Raw genomic sequence first — 18,684 nt, 5'->3', positions numbered from 1 at the left:
GCCGTGCCGACCGCTCGTGAAAGGAGGGCGCGTGACCATCGATCTGCGCCCCGCCCGCTCCGGGAATCCGCCAGCCGCCGACGTGCCGCCGCCCCGCGGCGGCTGGCGGTCCCGGTTGGCCCGGCTGGACCTGCGGGCCTCCCCGTACCTGTTCGTCTCCCCGTTCTTCCTGGTCTTCCTGGCCTTCGGCGTGTTCCCGCTGGGCTTCACGCTGTGGGTGTCGCTGCACGAGTGGGGGCTGGCGTCCGGCACCCGCAAGTGGGTGGGGCTGGACAATTTCAGCTACCTGCTCGGCGACGCCGACTTCTGGCACGCCACCGTCAACACCATCGGGATCTTCGTGCTGTCGACGGTGCCGCAGCTGCTGCTGGCGCTGGCGCTGGCGGCGGCGCTGGACCGCAAGATGCGGGCCTCCACGTTCTTCCGGATCGGGATGGTGGCCCCGATGGTCACCTCCACCGCGGCCGTGGCGATCGTGTTCACCCAGCTTTTCGACCGCGACTACGGCCTGACCAACTGGCTGATCGGCCTGGTCGGGGCCGACCCGATCGACTGGCAGGCCAGCCGGGGCTGGTCGTGGGTGGCGGTCGCGACCATGGTGAACTGGCGGTGGACCGGCTACAACGCGCTCATCTTCCTGGCGGCGATGCAGGCGATCCCGCGCGACCTGTACGAGGCCGCCGCGATCGACGGCGCGTCCCGGCTGCGCCAGTTCTGGCAGATCACCGTGCCGATGCTGCGGCCGACGATCCTGTTCGCCGTCATCGTGTCCACGATCGGCGGGCTCCAGCTGTTCACCGAGCCGGCGCTGTTCGGCGTCGGCAGCGCCAACCGGATGGACGGCGGCTCGCTGCACCAGTTCCAGACGATCACGATGTACATGTTCGACAACGCCTTCGGCGAGGACCGGTACGGCTACGCCGCCACGGTGTCCTGGGCGCTGTTCGTGATGATCATCGCGTTCTCGCTGCTCAACTTCCTGTTCGTCCGACGCACCGGAGGCGCGCGATGACGTTCCCCCTCACCCGGCGCGGGCCCCGGCGCGGAACGGGCCGGCTGCGCGGCCTCTGGGAGGCCAGCCCGCTGACCTACCTGGCGCTGGTCGCCGGGCTGGTCCTGTCGATCTTCCCGATCTACTGGATGATCGTGGTGGCGACCCGCACCAACGACGTGGTCTCCGACATGCCGCCGCCGGTGCTGCCGGGCGGCTCGTTCGGCGACAACGTGGGGCGGCTGTTCGACAACCCCGACGCCTACTTCGCCAAGGGCCTGCTGAACTCGGCGATCGTGGCGACCTGCGTGACGGTCTCGACGGTGTTCTTCGCCTCGCTGGCCGGGTTCGCGTTCGCCAAGCTGCGGTTCCGGGGCCGCAACGCGCTGCTGCTGACGGTGGTGGCGACGATGATGGTCCCGGTCCAGATGGGCATCATCCCGCTCTACATGATCATGGTGGAGCTGGGCTGGCAGAACCGGCTCCAGGCGGTGATCGTGCCGTTCCTGGTCACCGGGTTCGGGGTGTTCATGATGCGGCAGTACGCCGACCAGGCGGTGCCGGACGAGCTGATCGAGGCGGCGCGCGTGGACGGCTGCTCGACGTTCGGCGTCTACTGGCGGGTCGTGCTGCCGGCGCTGCGCCCGGCGGCGGGCGTGCTGGGGCTGCTGACGTTCATGCAGACCTGGAACGAGTTCATGTGGCCGCTGGCGGTGCTGAGCCCCGACAACCCGACGGTGCAGCTTTCCATCAACAACCTGGCCAACGCCTATTTCAAGGACTACACGCTGATGTTCGCCGGGACCACGGTGGCGATCCTGCCGCTGCTGGCGGTGTTCGTCGTGTTCGGCCGTCAGATCATCGGCGGAATCATGGAAGGGGCCGTGAAGGCATGAGCGAGCTGCGACGGCGCCTTGGAGCGCCCTGGAAGCGAGCGGGGGACGCGGCATGAGCGGGTTTCCCGACGACTTCGCGTGGGGTGCGGCGACCGCCGCCTACCAGGTCGAGGGGGCGGCGGCCGAGGACGGGCGCGGCTCCTCGGTGTGGGACGACTTCTGCCGCACCCCCGGCAACGTCCTGGGCGGCGACACCGGCGACGTGGCGGTCGACCACTACCACCGGTTCCGCGACGACGTGGAGTTGATGGCCGGGCTGGGGCTGAAGGCGTACCGGTTCTCGGTGTCGTGGCCGCGGGTGCTGCCCGAGGGCGCGGGCGCGGTCAACGAACGCGGCCTGGACTTCTACCGGCGGCTGGTGGACGCGCTGCTGGAGGCGGGCATCGAGCCGTGGCCGACGCTGTACCACTGGGACCTGCCCTCGACGCTGGAGAAGGCGGGCGGCTGGCCCGAGCGCGACACCGCGTACCGGTTCGCCGACTACGCCGCCGCCGTGCACCGGGCGCTCGGCGACCGGGTGCGGCACTGGACGACCGTCAACGAGCCGTGGTGCGCGGCGTTCCTCGGCTACGCCTCCGGCGAGCACGCGCCGGGACGGCGGGAGGCGGGCGCGTCGCTGCACGCGGCGCACCACCTGATGCTGGGGCACGGGCTGGCGGTGGAGGCGATGCGGGCGCAGCGGCCGGACAACCGGTTCGGCGCGGCCGTGAACCTGTACGCCGTCTCCCCGGCCGGCGACGACCCGGCCGACGTGGACGCCGCGCGCCGGATCGACGGGATGCAGAACCGGTTCTTCCTGGACCCGCTGCTGCTGGGCCGCTACCCCGAGGACGTGCTGGCGGACCTGGAGCCGTACGCGTTCGCGCCGCCGGACGCGGACCTGGCGACGCTCGCGCAGCCGCTGGACCAGCTCGGGATCAACTACTACACGCGGCACACCGTGTCGGGCCGTCCGGGCGAGGCGACGCAGGCGGTGTCGTCGCCGTTCTCGGCGCACTCCCCCTGGGTGGGCAGCGAGCACGTGCGGTTCGTGTCGGGCGGGCGGCCGGTCACCGGCATGGGCTGGGAGGTCGACGCCGACGGGCTGGTGGAGGTGCTGACGCGGGTCCACCGGGAGTACCCGGCCGTCCCGCTGTACGTCACCGAGAACGGCGCGGGCTACGACGAGGCCCCCGACGGCGGCGGAACGGTCCACGACGCCGGGCGCGTGTCCTATCTGGAGCAGCATCTGCGGGCCTGCCGGGAGGCGGTCGGGCGGGGTGTTCCGCTGCGGGGCTACTTCGTGTGGTCGCTGCTGGATAATTTCGAGTGGGCGTGGGGGTATTCCAAGCGCTTCGGGCTGGTCCACGTGGACTACGCCACGCAGCGCCGCACGCCCAAGGACAGCGCGCGCTGGTACGCCGGCGTGATCGGGCGGGGCGGTCTCTGACCGCCCCTGGCGAGGGGGAGCGATGACGGGCAGACGGCCCACCCTGGAGGAGGTCGCGGCCCGCGCCGGGGTGGGCCGCGGGACGGTGTCGCGTGTCATCAACGGCTCCCCCAAGGTCAGCGCGCAGGCGCGCGAGGCGGTGCGCAAGGCGATCGACGAGCTGGGGTACGTGCCCAACCGGGCGGCCCGGACGCTGGTCACCAACCGCACCGACACCGTGGCGCTGGTGGTCGCCGAGTCCGACCAGCGACTGTTCGGGGAGCCGTACTTCGCCGGGATCATCCGGGGGATCAGCGCGGCGCTCGGCGACACCGGCCTGCAACTGCTGCTGGCGCTGGCGCGGTCGCCGGAGGAGTACGCGCGGCTGGAGCACTACCTGACGCCGCAGCACGTGGACGGCGTCCTGCTGACCTCGCTGCACGCCGAGGACCCCCTGCCGGCGCGGCTGGAGGCGGGCGGCGTGCCGACGGTGCTCGGCGGCTGCCCGCCGGGCCTGGCCCCGGTCAGCTACGTCGACGTGGACAACCGCGAGGGCGCGCGGCAGGCCGTGGAGCACCTGGTGGCGCGGGGCCGCCGCCGGATCGCCACGATCGCCGGTCCGCAGGACATGGGCGTGGGCATCGACCGGCTGACCGGCTACCGGGTGGCCCTGGCCGAGGCGGGGCTGCCCGAGCTGGTCGTCTACGGCGACTTCGGGGAGGCCAGCGGCATCACCGCCGTGGAGGAGCTGCTGGAGCGCGATCCGGGGCTGGACGCGGTGTTCGCGGCCGACGACCCGATGGCGCTGGGCGCGCTGCGGGCGCTGCGGCGGCACGGCCGCCGCGTTCCCGAGGACGTGGCGGTGGTGGGGTTCGACGACTCGGCGGCCGCGCCGCTGGCGGATCCGCCGCTGACGACCGTGCACCAGTCGGCCGAGGAGATGGGACGGGAGATGGCCCGGCTGCTGATGGCGCGGATCAACGGCGATCCGCTGCCGGAGCCGGTGGTGATCCTCAAGCCACGCCTGGTGGTCCGGGCGTCCGGCTGATCGGTTCCCGATTTCGGTGGCCGGATCCGGTCAGCGCCGGGGCGGCGTCGGATCACCCTGACAGGGGGTCCTCACAGGCTCGCCATATCCAGTCGGACGATTAGGCAAGTTCCCCCAATTGTCACGCCATATGAGACTTCTTCACTCTTCACGTGAATCGTGACGCGTCATCGGGACGCGCCGCGATCCCGCCAAAGGAGGCAGTGAGGATGCGCCTCACCCGTTCCGTCCCCGTTCTCGCGACGGCCGCCCTGGCCGCCGGCCTGGCCACCGCCCCCGCCCACGCGACGGCCGCTCCCGCGCCCGCGCCCGACCCCGGCAAGGTCGCGCAGACCCTCGCCGACACCCTCGGCTCCCGCAGCGCGGGCTCCTACGTCGACAACGGCAGGCTCGTCGTCAACGTCACCGACGCCGGCGCGGCCTCCACGGTCCGCGCGGCGGGCGCCGTGCCCCGCACGGTCGCGCGCGACGCGGCCGCGCTCGCGAAGGTCACCGGCGCCCTCGACCGCGAGGCCCGCATCCCCGGCACCGCGTGGGGCACCGACCCGGTCTCCAACCAGGTCGTGGTCTCCTACGACGACTCGGTGACCGGCGCGAAGCTGGCGAAGGTCCGCAAGGCCGCCGCCAAGCACGGCTCGGCCGTGCGGCTGGAGCACGTGGCCGGGAGGTTCACGACGTTCATCGCGGGCGGGCAGGCCATCTACACCGGTGGCTCCCGCTGCTCGCTCGGCTTCAACGTCCGCAACAGCGCCGGCACGCAGTACTTCCTGACCGCCGGGCACTGCACCAACGCCGGGTCCACCTGGACCGACGGCAGCCAGACGCTCGGCACCCGGTCCGGCAGCAGCTTCCCGGGCAACGACTACGGCATCGTCCGCTACACCAACACAAGCGTCGCCAAGCCCGGCAGCGTCTACCTCTACCCCGGCTCCCAGGACATCGCCAGCGCCCGCAACGCGGTGGTCGGCGAGAGCGTCCGCCGCAGCGGCAGCACCACCCAGGTGCGCAGCGGCCAGGTGACCGCCCTCAACCAGACCGTGAACTACCCGCAGGGCACGGTGTCGGGCCTGATCCGCACCACCGTGTGCGCCCAGCCCGGCGACAGCGGCGGCTCTCTGTTCGCGGGCACCGCCGCCCTCGGCCTCACCTCCGGCGGCAGCGGCAACTGCACGACCGGCGGCACGACGTTCTTCCAGCCCGTGGTGGAAGCCCTGAACGTCTACGGCGTGAGCGTGTACTGACCGACCCGGATCGACGGTCTCCGGCGGGGCCTTCCCCCTCCCTCCCCGCCCCGCCCCGCCGGAGAAGCCTCGGGCAGGCCCGGTTCCGGGCCTGCCCGCCCCCTTTTGGAAACGGTTATCGTTCCCTATGATCGTCGGCATGGATCCCGCCATCCACTGGGTCGAGCGCTGGGAGCTCCAGCAGCGGCACTACGCCCTCGACCGCGAGGAACGCCTCACCGTGGTCGCCGACCTGGTGGCCCGCGCCGTCGCGGGCCGGGACCGGCCGCTCGCCGCCGACCTGGGCTGCGGGCCGGGCTCGCTGGCCGCGCGGCTGGCGGCCCGGACGCCCGGCCTGGAGGTCGTCGCCGTGGACGCCGACCCGTTCCTGCTGGAGCTCGGCCGCCGCCGGCACGGCGCGGCGGTGCGGTTCGCGGACGCGGTGATCGGCTCGCCCGGCTGGACCGGGGCGCTGGGCGCGGACCGCCCGCTGGACGCCGTCGTCTCCAGCACCGCCCTGCACTACCTGCCCGAACCCGGCCTGCTGCGGGTCTACCGGGAGGTCCGGTCGCTGCTGCGGCCGGGCGGCCTGCTCGTCAACGCCGACCACTTCGTCGCCGAGCAGCCCGGCGTGGCCGCGCTCGCCGCGTCGCTGGGCCCCCGGGAGTCCCCGGCCGGGGAGGACTGGGCCGCGTGGTGGCGGGCCGTGCGGGGCGAGCCCGCGTTCGCCGGCCTGCTGGCCGAGCGGGACCGCCGCGACCTGGGACCCGGCGGCGACAACGGCCTCAGCCTGGAACGCCATGCCGCCCTGCTGCGCCGGGCCGGGTTCGCCGAGGCCGGGCCGGTCTGGCAGCACGGGCCGAGCGCCGTGCTGGTCGCCCTCCGGTGACCGGCGGAAACCCGCCCGCCCCGCCCGATGATCTACGATCCGGGCATGACATACGAACCGACCACCGAGGAGATGGCCCACCTCCGGCGGTGCGTGGAGCTGGCCACCGAGGCGCTGGAGGACGGGGACGAGCCGTTCGGGTCCGTGCTGGTCGGCGGGGACGGCCGGGTGCTCGGCGAGGACCGCAACCGCGTCAAGGACGGTGACCAGACCCGGCATCCGGAGTTCGAGCTGGCGCGGTGGGCCGCCGGGAACATGACGCCGGAGGAGCGCGCCGCCGCCACCGTGTTCACCTCCGGCGAGCACTGCCCGATGTGCTCGGCCGCGCACGCCTGGGTCGGGCTGGGGCGGATCGTCTACGCCGTGTCGTCGGCGCAGCTCGTCGAGTGGCGGGCCGGATGGGGCGCGCGGCCCTCGCCGGTGCGGGCGCTGCCGGTCAACGAGGTCGCGCCCGGCGTCTCCGTGGACGGGCCGGTGCCCGCGCTGGCCGAGACGATGCGCGAGCTGCACCGGCGCGCGGTGCCCGACCCGGTACGCCCGGCGGAGTAGGGGCGGAGCCGCCCGGCGGCGGACGCCGGGACCCGTGTCGCTCACCGAGCATCGGGCGATGAGCGACATGAGCCGTAGGGGATTCATCGGAGGAACGGCCGGGGCCGCCGCGCTGAGCGCGGTCCCGGCCCGCGACGCGCGGGCCGCCGAGCCCGGGGACGGGCCGGTCCGGGCCGTCCACCTCACCGTCGAGCATCTGGTCGCGCCGCTCGGGATCGACGCCGCGCGGCCCCGGTTCGGGTGGCGGCTGGAGGCCGGGGGCACCGGGCGTTCGCAGAGCGCCTACCAGATCGCGGTCGGATCGGCCGCCGGGCGGGCGGACGTGTGGGACTCGGGGCGCGTGGCGTCCGGGGAGCAGACCGCGCGCGTGTACGGCGGCCCGGCGCTGCGGTCGCGGACGCGGTACCACTGGCGCGTCCGCGTCTGGGACGAGGGCGGCCGGGCCGGGCCGTGGAGCGCGGCGTCGTGGTTCGAGACCGCGCTGATGCGCGAGGAGGAGTGGACCGCCCGGTGGATCGGCACCGGGGTCGTGCTGCCGCCGTCGCCGCACACCCTCGGGCCGCGCCGGCTGTTCCCGGCACGACTGGAGGACGGTCACACGCTGGGGCAGACGTTCCGGTCGCGGAGCCGGCTGACGGCCGTCGCGGTGCTGCTGACGGCCGGGACCGGCGCCGGGTGCGTCATGACGCTGCACCGGGACGGGCCCGGCGGGGCGGTGCTCGGGCGGCGGGAGCTGTCCGGGCTCGACGGGCAGGTGCAGGGCAGGCTCGACCTGCCGAGTCCGGTGGAGGGCGGCGCCTTCTACCTGGAGCTGTCGCGGGTGCGGGGCGAGCTGAGCTGGATGGGGGCCGGTGCGGACGCCTACCCGCACGGCGACGCCCACCGCGACGGGGTCCGGGAGGCCGACGACCGCTGGCTGTTCGGGATCCCGCCGGACCCGCCCGCCGCCCCGCTGGTGCGCGCCGAGTTCGACGTGCCGGGCGAGGTCGCGGCGGCGCGGCTGTACGTGTCGGGGCTCGGGCACGCGGTGAGCCGGATCAACGGGCGGCGCGTCGGCGACGCCGTGCTGTCGCCGGTCGTCACCGACTACGACCGCCGCGCCCTGTTCACCTCCCACGACGTCACCGGGCTGGTGCGGCGGGGCCGCAACGCCGTCGGGATCGCGCTCGGCCGGGGCTTCTTCGCCACCCGGGCCCCGGAGACCGACGGGAGCCATCTCGCGCCGTGGGTGGCCGAGCCGCGGGTCCGCGCGGAGCTGGTGGTGACGCTGGCCGACGGGCGCGCGGTCACCGTGCGCACCGGGCCGGACTGGCGGGTGACCGAGGGCCCGACCACGGCCGAGAGCGCGATGGGCGGCGAGTCCTACGACGCGCGGCGGGCGGCCCGGCTGGAAGGGTGGAGCGAGCCCGGGTTCCGCGCGGCCGGGTGGCGGCCCGCCGTGGTCGTGGAGCGGCCCGCCGGGCGGGTGGAGGCGTACGCGGCCGAGCCCGTCCGCACGCACGAGGCGATCAGGCCGGTGGCGGTGACCCGGCGCGACGGCGTCCGCGTGTACGACTTCGGGCCCACCCTCGCCGGATGGGCGCGGCTGCGCGCCCGGCTCCCCGAGGGCACGACGGTTCGGATGCGGTACGGGGAGAAACTCGACGACCGCGGCCGGGTGTTCGTCGGCGCGCCCGGCTGGCACCACAACCCCGCCGTGACCGGCCGCTACCAGGTGGACGAGTTCACGGCGGCGGGGCGCGGCGTGGAGACGTGGGAGCCGTCGTTCACCTACAAGGGCTTCCGGTACGTCGAGGTCAGCGGCACCGACCGGGACCTGGACCTGGTGGCCGTGCCCGTGCGCGGCGACCTGGCCGACACGATGGACCTGCGCGTCGGGCACCCGGTGACGCAGTGGATCGTCGGGGCGTTCGCGCAGAGCGCCCGCGGCGTCCTGTTCGGGCATCCGGCGATCGGCCCGGCCGGGGGCAAGAGCGGATGGACCGGCAACGCGCACTTCGCCGCCCAGCCCATGCTGTACCGGTTCGGCGCGGCGAGCCTGTTCGCCAAGTGGCTGGAGGACCTGCGGCTGCGGCAGGCCCCGGACGGGCGGCTGCCGCTCGTCGCGCCGCTGGGCGACGACCTGGCGGGCGAGCCGTCCCCGACCTGGACGGGCGTGTACCCGTACCTGGTGCGGCGCTACTGGATGACCTACGGCGACCCGACCGTTCCCGAACGGCACTTCGACGCCGTCGCCCGCTACGCCGAATGGCTGCTGGCGCAGGCGGGCGACGGGCTCATGGACGACCGGTTCGGCGACTGGTACCCGCCGCACGGCACCGGCAACCCGCAGGCGCCCGAGGGCGGTCGGCTCGTCGGCACGGCGCACCTCGTCCAGAGCCTGCGGGACGCCACGGCGCTGGCCGACCTGCTGGGCCGCGCCGACCACGCCCGGCGCTGGCGGTCGCGGACCGAGGAGCTGGTCCGGCGGTTCAACGCGGCGTTCCTCGACACCGGGGCCGGGCACTACCGCACCGACCGGGCGGTCGGTTACCGGCAGACCAGCAACGCCGTGCCGCTGGCGTTCGGGCTGGTCCCGGCCGAGCACGCGCGGAGGGTCGCGGCGGGCCTGGCCGCCGACGTCGAGGCGAGGGGACGGCACCTGAACACCGGGTGCGCGGGCACCGCGACGCTGCCCTACGCGCTGTCCGACCACGGCCGCGCCGACCTGGCGCACGCCGTCCTCGCGCAGGAGACCTATCCGTCCTACGGGTACCTGCGGGGGCTCGGCGCGACGACGTTCTGGGAGAACTGGGAGAGCACCGCGCGGGGCCGCAACGACCCGATCCTCAGCTCGCCGGTGACCTGGCTGGTGGAACGCGTCGTCGGCGTCGAGATGCTGCGGCCGGGATGGGCGCGGTTCGCGGTCGCGCCCCGGGCGTTCGGGCCGCTGGCCTCGGCGCGGGTCGCGCTGGACACCGTGCGCGGGCGGATCGAGGTGGCCTGGCGGCGGCGCGGCGGCACGCTGGTCCTCGACGTCCGCGTGCCGGTCAACGCCGTCGCCGAGGTCGCCGTGCCCGGTGGCCGCCGTGAGCTGGGGTCGGGCCGCCACCGGGTCGAGGCGCCGGTCAGGGGATGAGGTAGTCGGCGTCGCGGGCGTCGGTGATGGCCATGTGGCCCGGGGCGTGGCCGATGGCGAACTTCGGGCGCGAGGCCATCACCGCCGCCTGCGGGGTCACACCGCAGGCCCAGAACACCGGGACCTCGCCGGGGCGCACGTCCACCGCGTCGCCGAAGTCGGGCGCGTCCAGGTCCGCGATGCCCAGCGCGGCGGGGTCGCCGACGTGGACCGGCGCCCCGTGGACCGCGGGGTAGCGGGCGGTGACGCGGACGGCGTCGGCGACGCGTTCGGCGGGGACCGGGCGCATCGACACCACCAGCGGGCCGCCCAGCGCGCCCGCGCCGCGGCACGGCCGGGAGGTGCGGTACATGGGGACGTTGCGGCCCTGCTCGATGTGGCGGACCGGGACGCCCGCCTCCGCCAGGGCGTTCTCGAAGGTGAAGCTGCACCCGATCAGGAACGCCACCAGGTCGTCGCGCCAGTGCCCGGTCGCGTCCGTCACCTCGGCGACCGGTACGCCGTCCTCGTAGACGACGTAGCCGGGAAGGTCGGTGCGCAGGTCCCCGCGGAACAGCGACGCCGAGGTCTCACCCGGCTCGGTCACGTCCAGCACCGGGCACGCCTTGGGGTTGCGCTGGGCGAACAGCAGCACGTCGTAGGCGTCCTCGCGGGGCACCGCGATCAGGTTCGCCTGGGTCCAGCCCGCGCACCAGCCCGCCGTGGGGGCGCGCAGCCCTCCACGGAACAGTGCGCGGGCCTGGTCGGGTGTGAGTGTCGCGGCGTCGGGCGGAGTGCTCATCACGTTCCCCTTCGGTCGGGTCGGAACCGCAGCCGCTGCCCGGGCCGGGCCTGCGCGGCGCGCGGGACGTCGGCGGCGACCACCACGGCGATCACCGGGTAGCCGCCGGTCAGCGGGTGGTCGGCCAGGAACAGCACGGGGCGGCCGGACGGCGGCACCTGGAGGGCGCCGGTGACCATGCCCTCGCTGGGCAGCTCCCCGGACCGGGCGCGGGCCAGCGGCGGCCCGTCCAGCCGCATCCCCACCCGGTCGATCTCGCTGGTCACCGTGTAGGGCTCGGCCAGCAGCGCCGCCACCGCGTCGCCCGTGAACCAGTCGTCGCGGGGCCCGAGCCGCACCCGCAGCGTGATCTCGTCCTCGGCGGGGCGCCCCACGGGCAGCACGTCCAGGAACGGCGCCGCCTCGGGCGGCTCCCCGACCGGCAGCAGCGTCCCGGGCCGCACCGGCTCGGGCCCGACCCCGGAGAGGGTGTCGGTGGAGCGCGACCCGAGCACCGGCGGCACCGCCACACCCCCGCGCACGGCCAGGTAGCTGCGCAACCCCGACGGCGGCGGGCCCATCCGGACCTCCGCGCCGTCGGGCACGGGGAACACCGAGTACGGGGCCACGGCCCGCCCGTCCACGGTCAGCGGGGCGGGCGCGCCGGTGACGACCGCGAACGCCCCGCCGTGGCAGCGCGCCGCGAACCCCCCGAGCGTGACCTCGACCGCGGCGGCGTCCTCGGGATTGCCGACGGCGCGGTTCGCCAGCCGCAGCGCCGCGGGGTCGGCGGCCCCCGCCGCACCGACCCCGAGCGCCGCGTTCCCGGCACGCCCCAGATCCTGGACGGTGGCCAACGGCCCCGTCGCGACCACCTCCAGCACCCGCCCCTCCGGAGCCCGGCCGGTCGCCCCGCGCGCGCCCGTTCCCTCCGCTCCCGCCTCATCCCGCGCGCCGCCGCGCACCTCCGGGGCAGGGTCGGCCGTCGCGTCCGGGCCCGGCTGCCCTGGGCCTGACCTGGCCTCCTCGGCGCGATGCGTCTCCTCGGCGCGATGCGCCTGCCCGGTGTGGCTCCTCCCCGGGGTGTGACGCGTCTCCGGAGTGGGGCGCGTCTCCGGGATGGGGTGCGCCTCCGGAGTGGGGTGCGCTGGGGAGTTCGTTGTTCTGGGGAGGCTCGGGGGGGTCGGTGGGGTGGTGTTCCTTGCGACGAAGCGCACTTCGACGCCGGGGCGTAGTAGGGCGGGTGGGTCGCGGTCCAGGTCCCACATCGGCACGTCGGTGCGGCCGATCAGCTGCCAGCCCCCCGGGGACTCCACCGGGTAGACGCCGCTGAACTCCCCCGCCAGGCCCACCGCGCCCGCCGGGACGCGGACGCGGGGGACGGAGCGGCGCGGGACGTTCAGGCGGGGGTCGCCGCCCACCAGGTAGCCGAAGCCCGGGGCGAAGCCCGTGAACGCCACCCGCCACGGCGTTCCGGTGTGCGCGGCGACGACCTCGGCGGGGGTCAGCCCCGTCGCGTCGGCCACCTCCGCCAGGTCCTCGCCGTCGTACACCACCGGGATCTCGACGGTGTCGCCCGGCCGCGCCGCCGGGGGCCGCGGCCGCGCGCCGCGGACGGCGGCGGCGACCGTGGCCGGGTCGGCGGCGCGGTCGAGCAGGAGCGTCAGCGTGCGGGCCGCCGGGACCACGTCCACGACGCCGGGCGGCGGGTCGTCGGCCAGGGCGGAGTGCAGGCCGAGCATCGTCTCCAGGTCGGGCAGCTCGACCAGGAGGGACAGGTCGCCGTTGGGCAGGATCCGCACGCGGGGTTCTCTCTCAGTTCCAGAGTTCGGTGATCGCGGTCAGGGAGTTCCAGCCGAGGTAGATCGACAGCAGCCAGGCCGCGGCGCCGATCGCCAGCAGCCAGGCGGGGTACCGGTAGTTCCCCATCAGGTCGCGGCGGCGGGCCGCCACCCACAGCAGCAGGCCCAGGCCGAACGGCAGGATCAGGCCGTTCAGCGCGCCCGCCAGGATCAGCAGGGTCACCGGGGCCTTGCCGAGCGCCAGGAACAGCACGGTGGACACCGCGATGAACGCCACGACCAGGTAGTTGCGGTACTTCAGGATCCACGGCGAGAACGACACGCAGAACGACACCGAGGTGTACGACGCGCCGATCACCGAGGTGATCGCGGCGGACCACATGATCAGGCCGAAGACGCGCAGCCCGACCTCACCGGCGGCGTGCTGGAACGCCGACGGCGCGGGGTTGGCGGCGGCCAGCTTCACGCCTCCGGCGACGACGCCGAGCACCGCCAGGAACAGCAGCACCCGCATCAGCGCGGTGATCAGGATGCCGGAGATCGAGGCGCGGGTGATGCCGCGCACGTGCTCCGGCCCGGTCAGCCCCGACTCGATCATGCGGTGCGCGCCGGCGTAGACGATGTAGCCGCCCACGGTGCCGCCGATCAGCGTGGTGATGACGAGGAAGTCGACCTGCTCGGGCAGGACCGTCTGGCGCAGCGCGTCGCCGACCGGCGGGCCGGACACGATCGCCACGTACAGCGTCATCGCGATCATCACGAAGCCGAGCACGATCACGATGCGGTCCATCGCGACCCCGGCGCGGCGGCTGAGGAACACCGCGATCGCGACCAGCGCCGAGAGCACGCCGCCGATCTTGAAGTCGAGGCCGAACAGGGCGTTCAGGCCGAGGGCGCAGCCGGCGACGTTGCCGATGTTGAACACCAGCCCGCCGAACACGTCCAGCCCGGCCAGGGCGTAGCCGGAGCCGGGCAGCACGCCGTTGGCGAGGTCCTGGGCGCGGCGGCCGGCGACGCCGACGACGCGCCACACGTTCATCTGGATGGCGATGTCCACCAGCACCGACACCAGGATCGCGAACGCGAACGCCGCGCCCAGCCGGGCGGTGAACACGGTGGTCTGGGTGATGAAGCCGGGGCCGATCGCACTGGTCGCCATCAGGAACATGGCCCCGACCAGGGCGGCGCGTCCGGGTCGGGCGGGGGTGGTCTCGGCGTGGTCCTGCAGGGTGCGGTCCGTCATGGCGGCCCCTCGGAGCTCAGGGAACTTTTCCGCATCGTAAGATTGTTGAACAATCCCCGCAAGGTTTCTGTTGAACAGTTCTCGGCGTTACGCTGGGCGGGTCCACCGGATCGGGACCAGCGAGGGAGCCGATGACGGCGCAGCAGGAGTGGATCTCCCGGATCGAGGCGGCCAGCCACGACCTCGGCCGGTCCAGCACCGCCATCCGCGTCGCCGACCTGCTGCGCGGGGAGATCGCCTCGGGGCGGCTCAAGCCCGGCGACCGGCTGCCGGAGGACAAGCTGTGCGCGGCGGCGCGGGTGTCGCGCAACACGATGCGCGAGGCGTTCCGGCTGCTGGCCATGGAGGGCCTGGTCGTGCACGAGTTCAACAGGGGCGTGTTCGTGCGGCGTCTGACGGTCGAGGACCTCGTGGACGTGTACCGGATGCGGCGCATCCTGGAGTGCGCGGGCGTCCAGAACGCCGCCGCGGCCGGGCCGGTGGCGGTCGCGCGCGTCGTCGAGGCCGTCGAGCAGGGCGAACGCGCCGCCGCCGCCGGGGACTGGGCCTCGGTGGGGACCGCCGACATCGCCTTCCACGGGGCGCTCGGGGCGCTGTGCCGCAGCCCGCGCGTGGACGACACCATGCGGCGGATCCTGGCCGAGCTGCGCCTGGTGTTCCACGTGATGGGCTCGCCCCGGGAGTTCCACCGGCCCTACCTGCACCGCAACCGGATGATCGCGGACCTGCTGTGGCGCGGCGACCGGGAGGCCGCCGAACGCGAGCTGCGCTCCTACCTCGACGACGCCGAGGCCCAGCTCACCGCCGCCTACCGCGCCCTCACCTGACCCGCCCGGCGAGGGTTAACCCCGCCGAACCCGGTAAGGGATGGAACGGGACGTGAACGACGCTCGTTTCGGGGGGACAAGATGCGTCAGCCGACCGACCATTCCGTGCTGGAGGAGCTCGACCGCGCCGAATGCCTGCGCCTGATCGCCGAGGTGTCGGTCGGCCGGGTCGGGTTCGACGACGGCCAGGGACCGGCGGTGACCCCGGTCAACTTCGGCCTGGACGGGGACACCGTCGTGTTCAGCACCACACTGTCGGGACGGCTCAACCGGTCCCTGGACACCCTGTTCACCGACGCCGACGTCCGGATCGCCTTCGAGGTCGACCGGATCGACGAGCGGACCCACACCGGCTGGAGCGTGCTGCTGCGCGGCGGCGCGCGGCGGATGCCCGAGGGGGAGCCCGTCCCCGTCGAGCCGTGGCCGGACGGGGAGCGCGAGGCCCACATCCGGCTCACCCCGACCGAGATCACCGGTCGGCGGCTGCGCTCCCCCTGAGCCCGCCGTCGCCCGGCAGGCAGCCGAGCGGCGCGTAGTTCATCACGTGGTCGTGCAGCATCTGCGGCGCGGCCGGGTCCTGGGCGCGGAACGCCTCGATCAGGCGGGCGTGCTCGGCGGACTTGGAGTAGATCTCCGTCTTGTGCAGGCGCAGGGACAGGGTCGTCCACAGCTCGATGCCCAGCCCCTCCCACACCGACGCAAGCAACTGGTTACCCGAACACTCGACGACGACACGGTGGAAATCGATGCTCAACCGGATCTGCCGATCCAGGTCGCCCGCGCGGGCAGCCTCGGCCAGGCGGGCGTTCTGGGCCTCCAGCTCGTCGAGGCGGGCCTTGATCCGGGGCAGCGCCAGCTCGGCGGCGGTGCGCTCCAGACCGGCCCGCACCGGAAAGATCTCCCCGAGTTCGCGCTCGGTGAACGGACGCACCCGGGCGCCCCGGTTGGGCAGCGTCTCGATCAGCCGCAACGTCTCCAGCAGGCGCAACGCCTCGCGTACCGGCCCCTGGCTCACGCCCAGCTCGGCGGCGACGCGGCGCTCCACGATGCGGTCGCCCGGCTGCCAGCGGCCCGTGCTGATGCCGTCCACGATGAACTCGCGGATCTGGTCGACCAGTCCGGTGCGCTGGATCGGGGCGGGGGAATCGTCGCCGGGGGCGGGCTGGGCGGAGGCGGACGGGGCGTTCACGCACCCCATGGTAGGGGGCGCCCTCCCGCGCGCCTGGTGCGGACCCCTTGACGGAGGTCATATGATCGATCATTGATCAATGATGATCGGTGAGTGGCGCGGTGATCCCGTGGCACATCCCCCGACGGAGGAAGAAGCCGATGCCTGAGACCACAAAGGCCGCCCCGGCCCGCAGCCGCAGGACGACCCGCGCCGCGAACGCCCTGGGCCAGGGCTCCAGCAAGGGTGCCCGCAAGGGCTCCGCCAAGCCCGCCGACCAGCGGGCCAGCGCGGTCGCCCGGCAGGCGTCCGACAACGAGGCGCGCGTGGAGTTCTACCGGCAGATGCTGCTGATCCGCCGGTTCGAGGAGCGGACCGCGCGCGCCTACACCGAGGCGAAGATCGGCGGTTACTGCCACCTGAACCTCGGCGAGGAGGCCACGGTCGTCGGCCTGATGTCGGCGCTGCGTCCCACCGACTACCTGTTCACCAACTACCGCGAGCACGGGTACGCGATCGCCAAGGGCATCGAGCCGCGGCGCGTGATGGCCGAGCTGTACGGGCGCTCCACCGGCGTGTCCAAGGGCTGGGGCGGGTCGATGCACATGTTCGACACCGAGGCCCGGCTGCTCGGCGGCTACGGCATCGTCGGCGGCCAGCTCCCGCTGGCCACCGGCGCGGCGCTGGCGGTGACCTACACCGGCTCCGACGACGTCGTGATGGTCCAGATGGGCGAGGGCACCGCCGCGATCGGCGCGTTCCACGAGTCGCTGAACATCGCCGCCCTGTGGGACCTGCCGGTCGTCTTCGTGATCATCAACAACGGGCTGGGCATGGGCACCACGGTGGAGAACTCCGCCGCCGAGCCCGAGCTGTACAAGCGCGGCGCCGCCTACCGCATGGAGAGCGCCCGCGTGGACGGCACCGACGTGCTCGCCGTGCACCGGGCGGCCCGGGAGGCCGTGGAGTACGCGCGCGAGAACAGCCGTCCGTTCCTGCTGGAGGCCACCAGCCCGCGCCTGCGCGGCCACTCGGTCGTCGACCCGGCCAAGTACCGCACCAAGGAGGAGAAGGAGGCCCTCAAGGCCGCCGACCCCCTGGCCAAGGCGCAGCTGGAGCTCCAGGACGCCGGGCTGCTGACCGCCGAGGACGTCGAGCGCCTGGAGGCCGAGGTCGCCGAGATCGTCGCCGAGGCCGCCGCGTTCGCCGACGACAGCCCGCACCCGGACGTGTCGACGCTGTTCGACTACACCTACGCCACCCCGGTGCCGAACGACGTCCCGCGCCTTCCCGCCGACCCGCTGTTCCGCGTCTGAGAGGCCGCACGATGGCAATCACCACCTACCGCCAGGCCCTGCGCGACACGCTGCGGGCCGAGATGCTCCGCGACGAGAACGTCCTGCTCATGGGCGAGGAGATCGGCGTCTTCGAGGGCTCCTACAAGATCACCGAGGGGCTGCTCAAGGAGTTCGGCCCGCGCCGGGTCAAGGACACCCCGATCGCCGAGGAGGGCTTCGTCGGCGCCGCCATCGGCGCGGCGATGCTCGGCCTGCGCCCGGTCGTGGAGCTGATGACGATCAACTTCTCGCTGCTGGCGCTGGACCAGATCGTCAACCACGCCGCCAAGATCTACGGCATGTTCGGCGGCCAGAAGAGCGTGCCGATGGTCATCCGCACGCCCGGCGGCGGCGGCCAGCAGCTCGGCGCGACCCACTCGCAGAACGTCGAGCTGTACTACGCGTTCGTCCCCGGCCTGAAGGTCGTCGCGCCCAGCAACCCGCTGGACGCGGTCGCGCTGATGAAGGCGTCGATCCGCGACGACGACCCGGTGCTGTTCCTGGAGAACCTCGCCCTCTACAACACCAAGGGCGAGGTCCCCGAGGACCTGTCCACGGTCCAGCCCGCCGAGATCGGCCGGGCCGCCGTGACCCGCGAGGGCACCGACATCACGATCATCGGCTACTCGCGGATGGCGCACGTCGCCCGCGACGTCGCCGAGCGGCTGGCCGCCGAGGGCTTCTCGGCGGAGGTCGTGGACCTGCGCAGCCTGCGTCCGCTGGACCGCGAGACGATCGTGACGTCGGTCCGCAAGACCGGGTGCGCCGTCGTCGCCGAGGACGACTGGCTCACCTACGGCATCGGCGCCGAGATCGCCGCGACGGTCCAGGAGGGCGCCTTCGACTGGCTCGACGCCCCCGTCCGCCGCGTGGCGATGGCCGAGGTGCCGCTGCCCTACGCCAAGTCGCTGGAGATGGCCGCGCTGCCGTCCGGCGACGACCTGCTCACCGTCTGTCGCGAGACCCTCCGCGCGACCGGCCGTTCCACCGTGGAGACCGCCCGATGACCGAGATCCTCATGCCCCGCCTCTCCGACACGATGGAGGAGGGCGTCATCGCCGCCTGGCACAAGAAGCCGGGCGACGAGGTGGCCGTCGGCGACGTCCTGTGCGACATCGAGACCGACAAGGCCGTGATGGAGTACGAGGCGTACGAGGCCGGGACGCTGACCGAGATCCTGGTCGCCGAGGGCGAGACCGCGCGGATCGGCCAGCCGATCGCCGTCGTCGGCGGCGCGGGCGACGCTCCGGCCCCCAAGGCCGAGCCGAAGACCGAGGACAAGGCCGAGGACAAGGCCGAGGACAAGGCCGAGGCCACGCCCGCCGCCGCGCCCGCCGCCGAGGCGCAGGAGCCCGAGCCCGCCGCCGTCGCCGCCACGAACGGCCCGGCCGCCGAGGAGCGCCCGGCGTCCAACGGCGTCGCCGGCTC

At 74.0% G+C, this 18,684-nt stretch carries 17 protein-coding genes and 1 pseudogene; 13 read left to right on the top strand and 5 right to left on the bottom strand.

Annotated features, from left to right (window positions below; genetic code table 11):
• Positions 1-31 precede the first annotated feature (31 nt).
• From AKI01S_RS17490 to AKI01S_RS17455, 8 genes are all read left to right on the top strand, one after another.
• Positions 32-1,012, top strand: a complete 981-nt coding sequence (locus AKI01S_RS17490; protein ID WP_067818363.1) for a carbohydrate ABC transporter permease — start codon at positions 32-34, stop codon at positions 1,010-1,012.
• On the top strand, positions 1,009-1,887 hold the full coding sequence (locus AKI01S_RS17485; protein WP_067818359.1) for a carbohydrate ABC transporter permease: 879 nt from the start codon (positions 1,009-1,011) through the stop codon (positions 1,885-1,887). Before AKI01S_RS17490 ends, AKI01S_RS17485 begins: the two co-directional genes overlap by 4 nt.
• Positions 1,888-1,939: 52 nt before the next feature.
• Complete coding sequence (locus AKI01S_RS17480; RefSeq protein WP_067818355.1) at positions 1,940-3,316, top strand: GH1 family beta-glucosidase; 1,377 nt, start codon at positions 1,940-1,942, stop codon at positions 3,314-3,316.
• Positions 3,317-3,338: 22 nt separating this feature from the next.
• Positions 3,339-4,343 carry a LacI family DNA-binding transcriptional regulator gene (locus tag AKI01S_RS17475; protein WP_067818352.1) on the top strand — a complete coding sequence of 335 codons (1,005 nt, stop codon included), beginning with the start codon at positions 3,339-3,341 and terminating at the stop codon, positions 4,341-4,343.
• Between the two features lie 209 nt (positions 4,344-4,552).
• A complete protein-coding gene (locus AKI01S_RS17470) occupies positions 4,553-5,584 on the top strand; it encodes a S1 family peptidase (RefSeq protein WP_067818349.1) in 1,032 nt (343 codons plus the stop codon).
• Between the two features lie 139 nt (positions 5,585-5,723).
• Positions 5,724-6,452, top strand: coding sequence for a class I SAM-dependent methyltransferase (locus AKI01S_RS17465; RefSeq protein WP_218009710.1), 729 nt, complete (start codon positions 5,724-5,726; stop codon positions 6,450-6,452).
• 45 nt (positions 6,453-6,497) lie between these two features.
• A complete protein-coding gene (locus AKI01S_RS17460; RefSeq protein ID WP_067818431.1) occupies positions 6,498-7,001 on the top strand; it encodes a nucleoside deaminase in 504 nt (167 codons plus the stop codon).
• Between the two features lie 58 nt (positions 7,002-7,059).
• Entirely contained in the window at positions 7,060-10,119 is a 3,060-nt protein-coding gene (locus tag AKI01S_RS17455; RefSeq protein WP_067818342.1) for an alpha-L-rhamnosidase, read from the top strand.
• Here the strand turns inward: AKI01S_RS17455 and AKI01S_RS17450 are convergent.
• The 4 genes and pseudogenes from AKI01S_RS17450 to AKI01S_RS17440 all read right to left on the bottom strand — a co-directional run bounded on the left by AKI01S_RS17450 (position 10,109) and on the right by AKI01S_RS17440 (position 13,924).
• Complete coding sequence (locus AKI01S_RS17450) at positions 10,109-10,900, bottom strand: putative hydro-lyase (RefSeq protein WP_067818334.1); 792 nt, start codon at positions 10,898-10,900, stop codon at positions 10,109-10,111. The genes AKI01S_RS17455 and AKI01S_RS17450 overlap by 11 nt on opposite strands.
• Complete coding sequence (locus AKI01S_RS17445) at positions 10,900-11,844, bottom strand: 5-oxoprolinase subunit C family protein (RefSeq protein WP_439951673.1); 945 nt, start codon at positions 11,842-11,844, stop codon at positions 10,900-10,902. Before AKI01S_RS17445 ends, AKI01S_RS17450 begins: the two co-directional genes overlap by 1 nt.
• Before the next feature lie 279 nt (positions 11,845-12,123).
• Positions 12,124-12,681: pseudogene (locus AKI01S_RS53510) on the bottom strand (5-oxoprolinase subunit B family protein); the annotation flags it as partial.
• A gap of 13 nt (positions 12,682-12,694) precedes the next feature.
• Positions 12,695-13,924 (bottom strand): NRAMP family divalent metal transporter, encoded by a 1,230-nt coding sequence (locus AKI01S_RS17440; protein ID WP_067818325.1) that lies wholly within the window; start codon positions 13,922-13,924, stop codon positions 12,695-12,697.
• Positions 13,925-14,055: 131 nt separating this feature from the next.
• Between AKI01S_RS17440 and AKI01S_RS17435 the strand changes: the two genes are divergently transcribed.
• Both AKI01S_RS17435 and AKI01S_RS17430 read left to right on the top strand, forming a co-directional pair.
• The gene (locus tag AKI01S_RS17435; RefSeq protein WP_067818322.1) at positions 14,056-14,751 is read left to right on the top strand and encodes a GntR family transcriptional regulator; all 696 of its coding nucleotides are present in this window, start codon (positions 14,056-14,058) and stop codon (positions 14,749-14,751) included.
• An 81-nt stretch (positions 14,752-14,832) separates the two neighbouring features.
• A complete protein-coding gene (locus AKI01S_RS17430; protein ID WP_067818319.1) occupies positions 14,833-15,249 on the top strand; it encodes a pyridoxamine 5'-phosphate oxidase family protein in 417 nt (138 codons plus the stop codon).
• Here the strand turns inward: AKI01S_RS17430 and AKI01S_RS17425 are convergent.
• Complete coding sequence (locus AKI01S_RS17425) at positions 15,221-15,940, bottom strand: GntR family transcriptional regulator (RefSeq protein WP_245681671.1); 720 nt, start codon at positions 15,938-15,940, stop codon at positions 15,221-15,223. The genes AKI01S_RS17430 and AKI01S_RS17425 overlap by 29 nt on opposite strands.
• A gap of 140 nt (positions 15,941-16,080) precedes the next feature.
• Here AKI01S_RS17425 and pdhA point away from each other — a divergent pair, with 140 nt between their 5' ends.
• The 3 genes from pdhA to AKI01S_RS17410 form a co-directional block, all read left to right on the top strand.
• Positions 16,081-17,235 carry a pyruvate dehydrogenase (acetyl-transferring) E1 component subunit alpha gene (gene pdhA / locus AKI01S_RS17420; protein WP_083999744.1) on the top strand — a complete coding sequence of 385 codons (1,155 nt, stop codon included), beginning with the start codon at positions 16,081-16,083 and terminating at the stop codon, positions 17,233-17,235.
• An 11-nt stretch (positions 17,236-17,246) separates the two neighbouring features.
• Entirely contained in the window at positions 17,247-18,263 is a 1,017-nt protein-coding gene (locus tag AKI01S_RS17415; protein WP_067818313.1) for an alpha-ketoacid dehydrogenase subunit beta, read from the top strand.
• The coding region (locus tag AKI01S_RS17410) for a biotin/lipoyl-containing protein (protein ID WP_305790804.1) at positions 18,260-18,684 on the top strand (425 nt) is incomplete at its 3' end. The genes AKI01S_RS17415 and AKI01S_RS17410, both read left to right, overlap by 4 nt.

Source organism: Actinomadura kijaniata NBRC 14229, from assembly GCF_001552175.1.
GTDB classification, from domain to species: domain Bacteria; phylum Actinomycetota; class Actinomycetes; order Streptosporangiales; family Streptosporangiaceae; genus Spirillospora; species Spirillospora kijaniata.
This window is presented reverse-complemented; position numbering and strand designations above follow the sequence as displayed.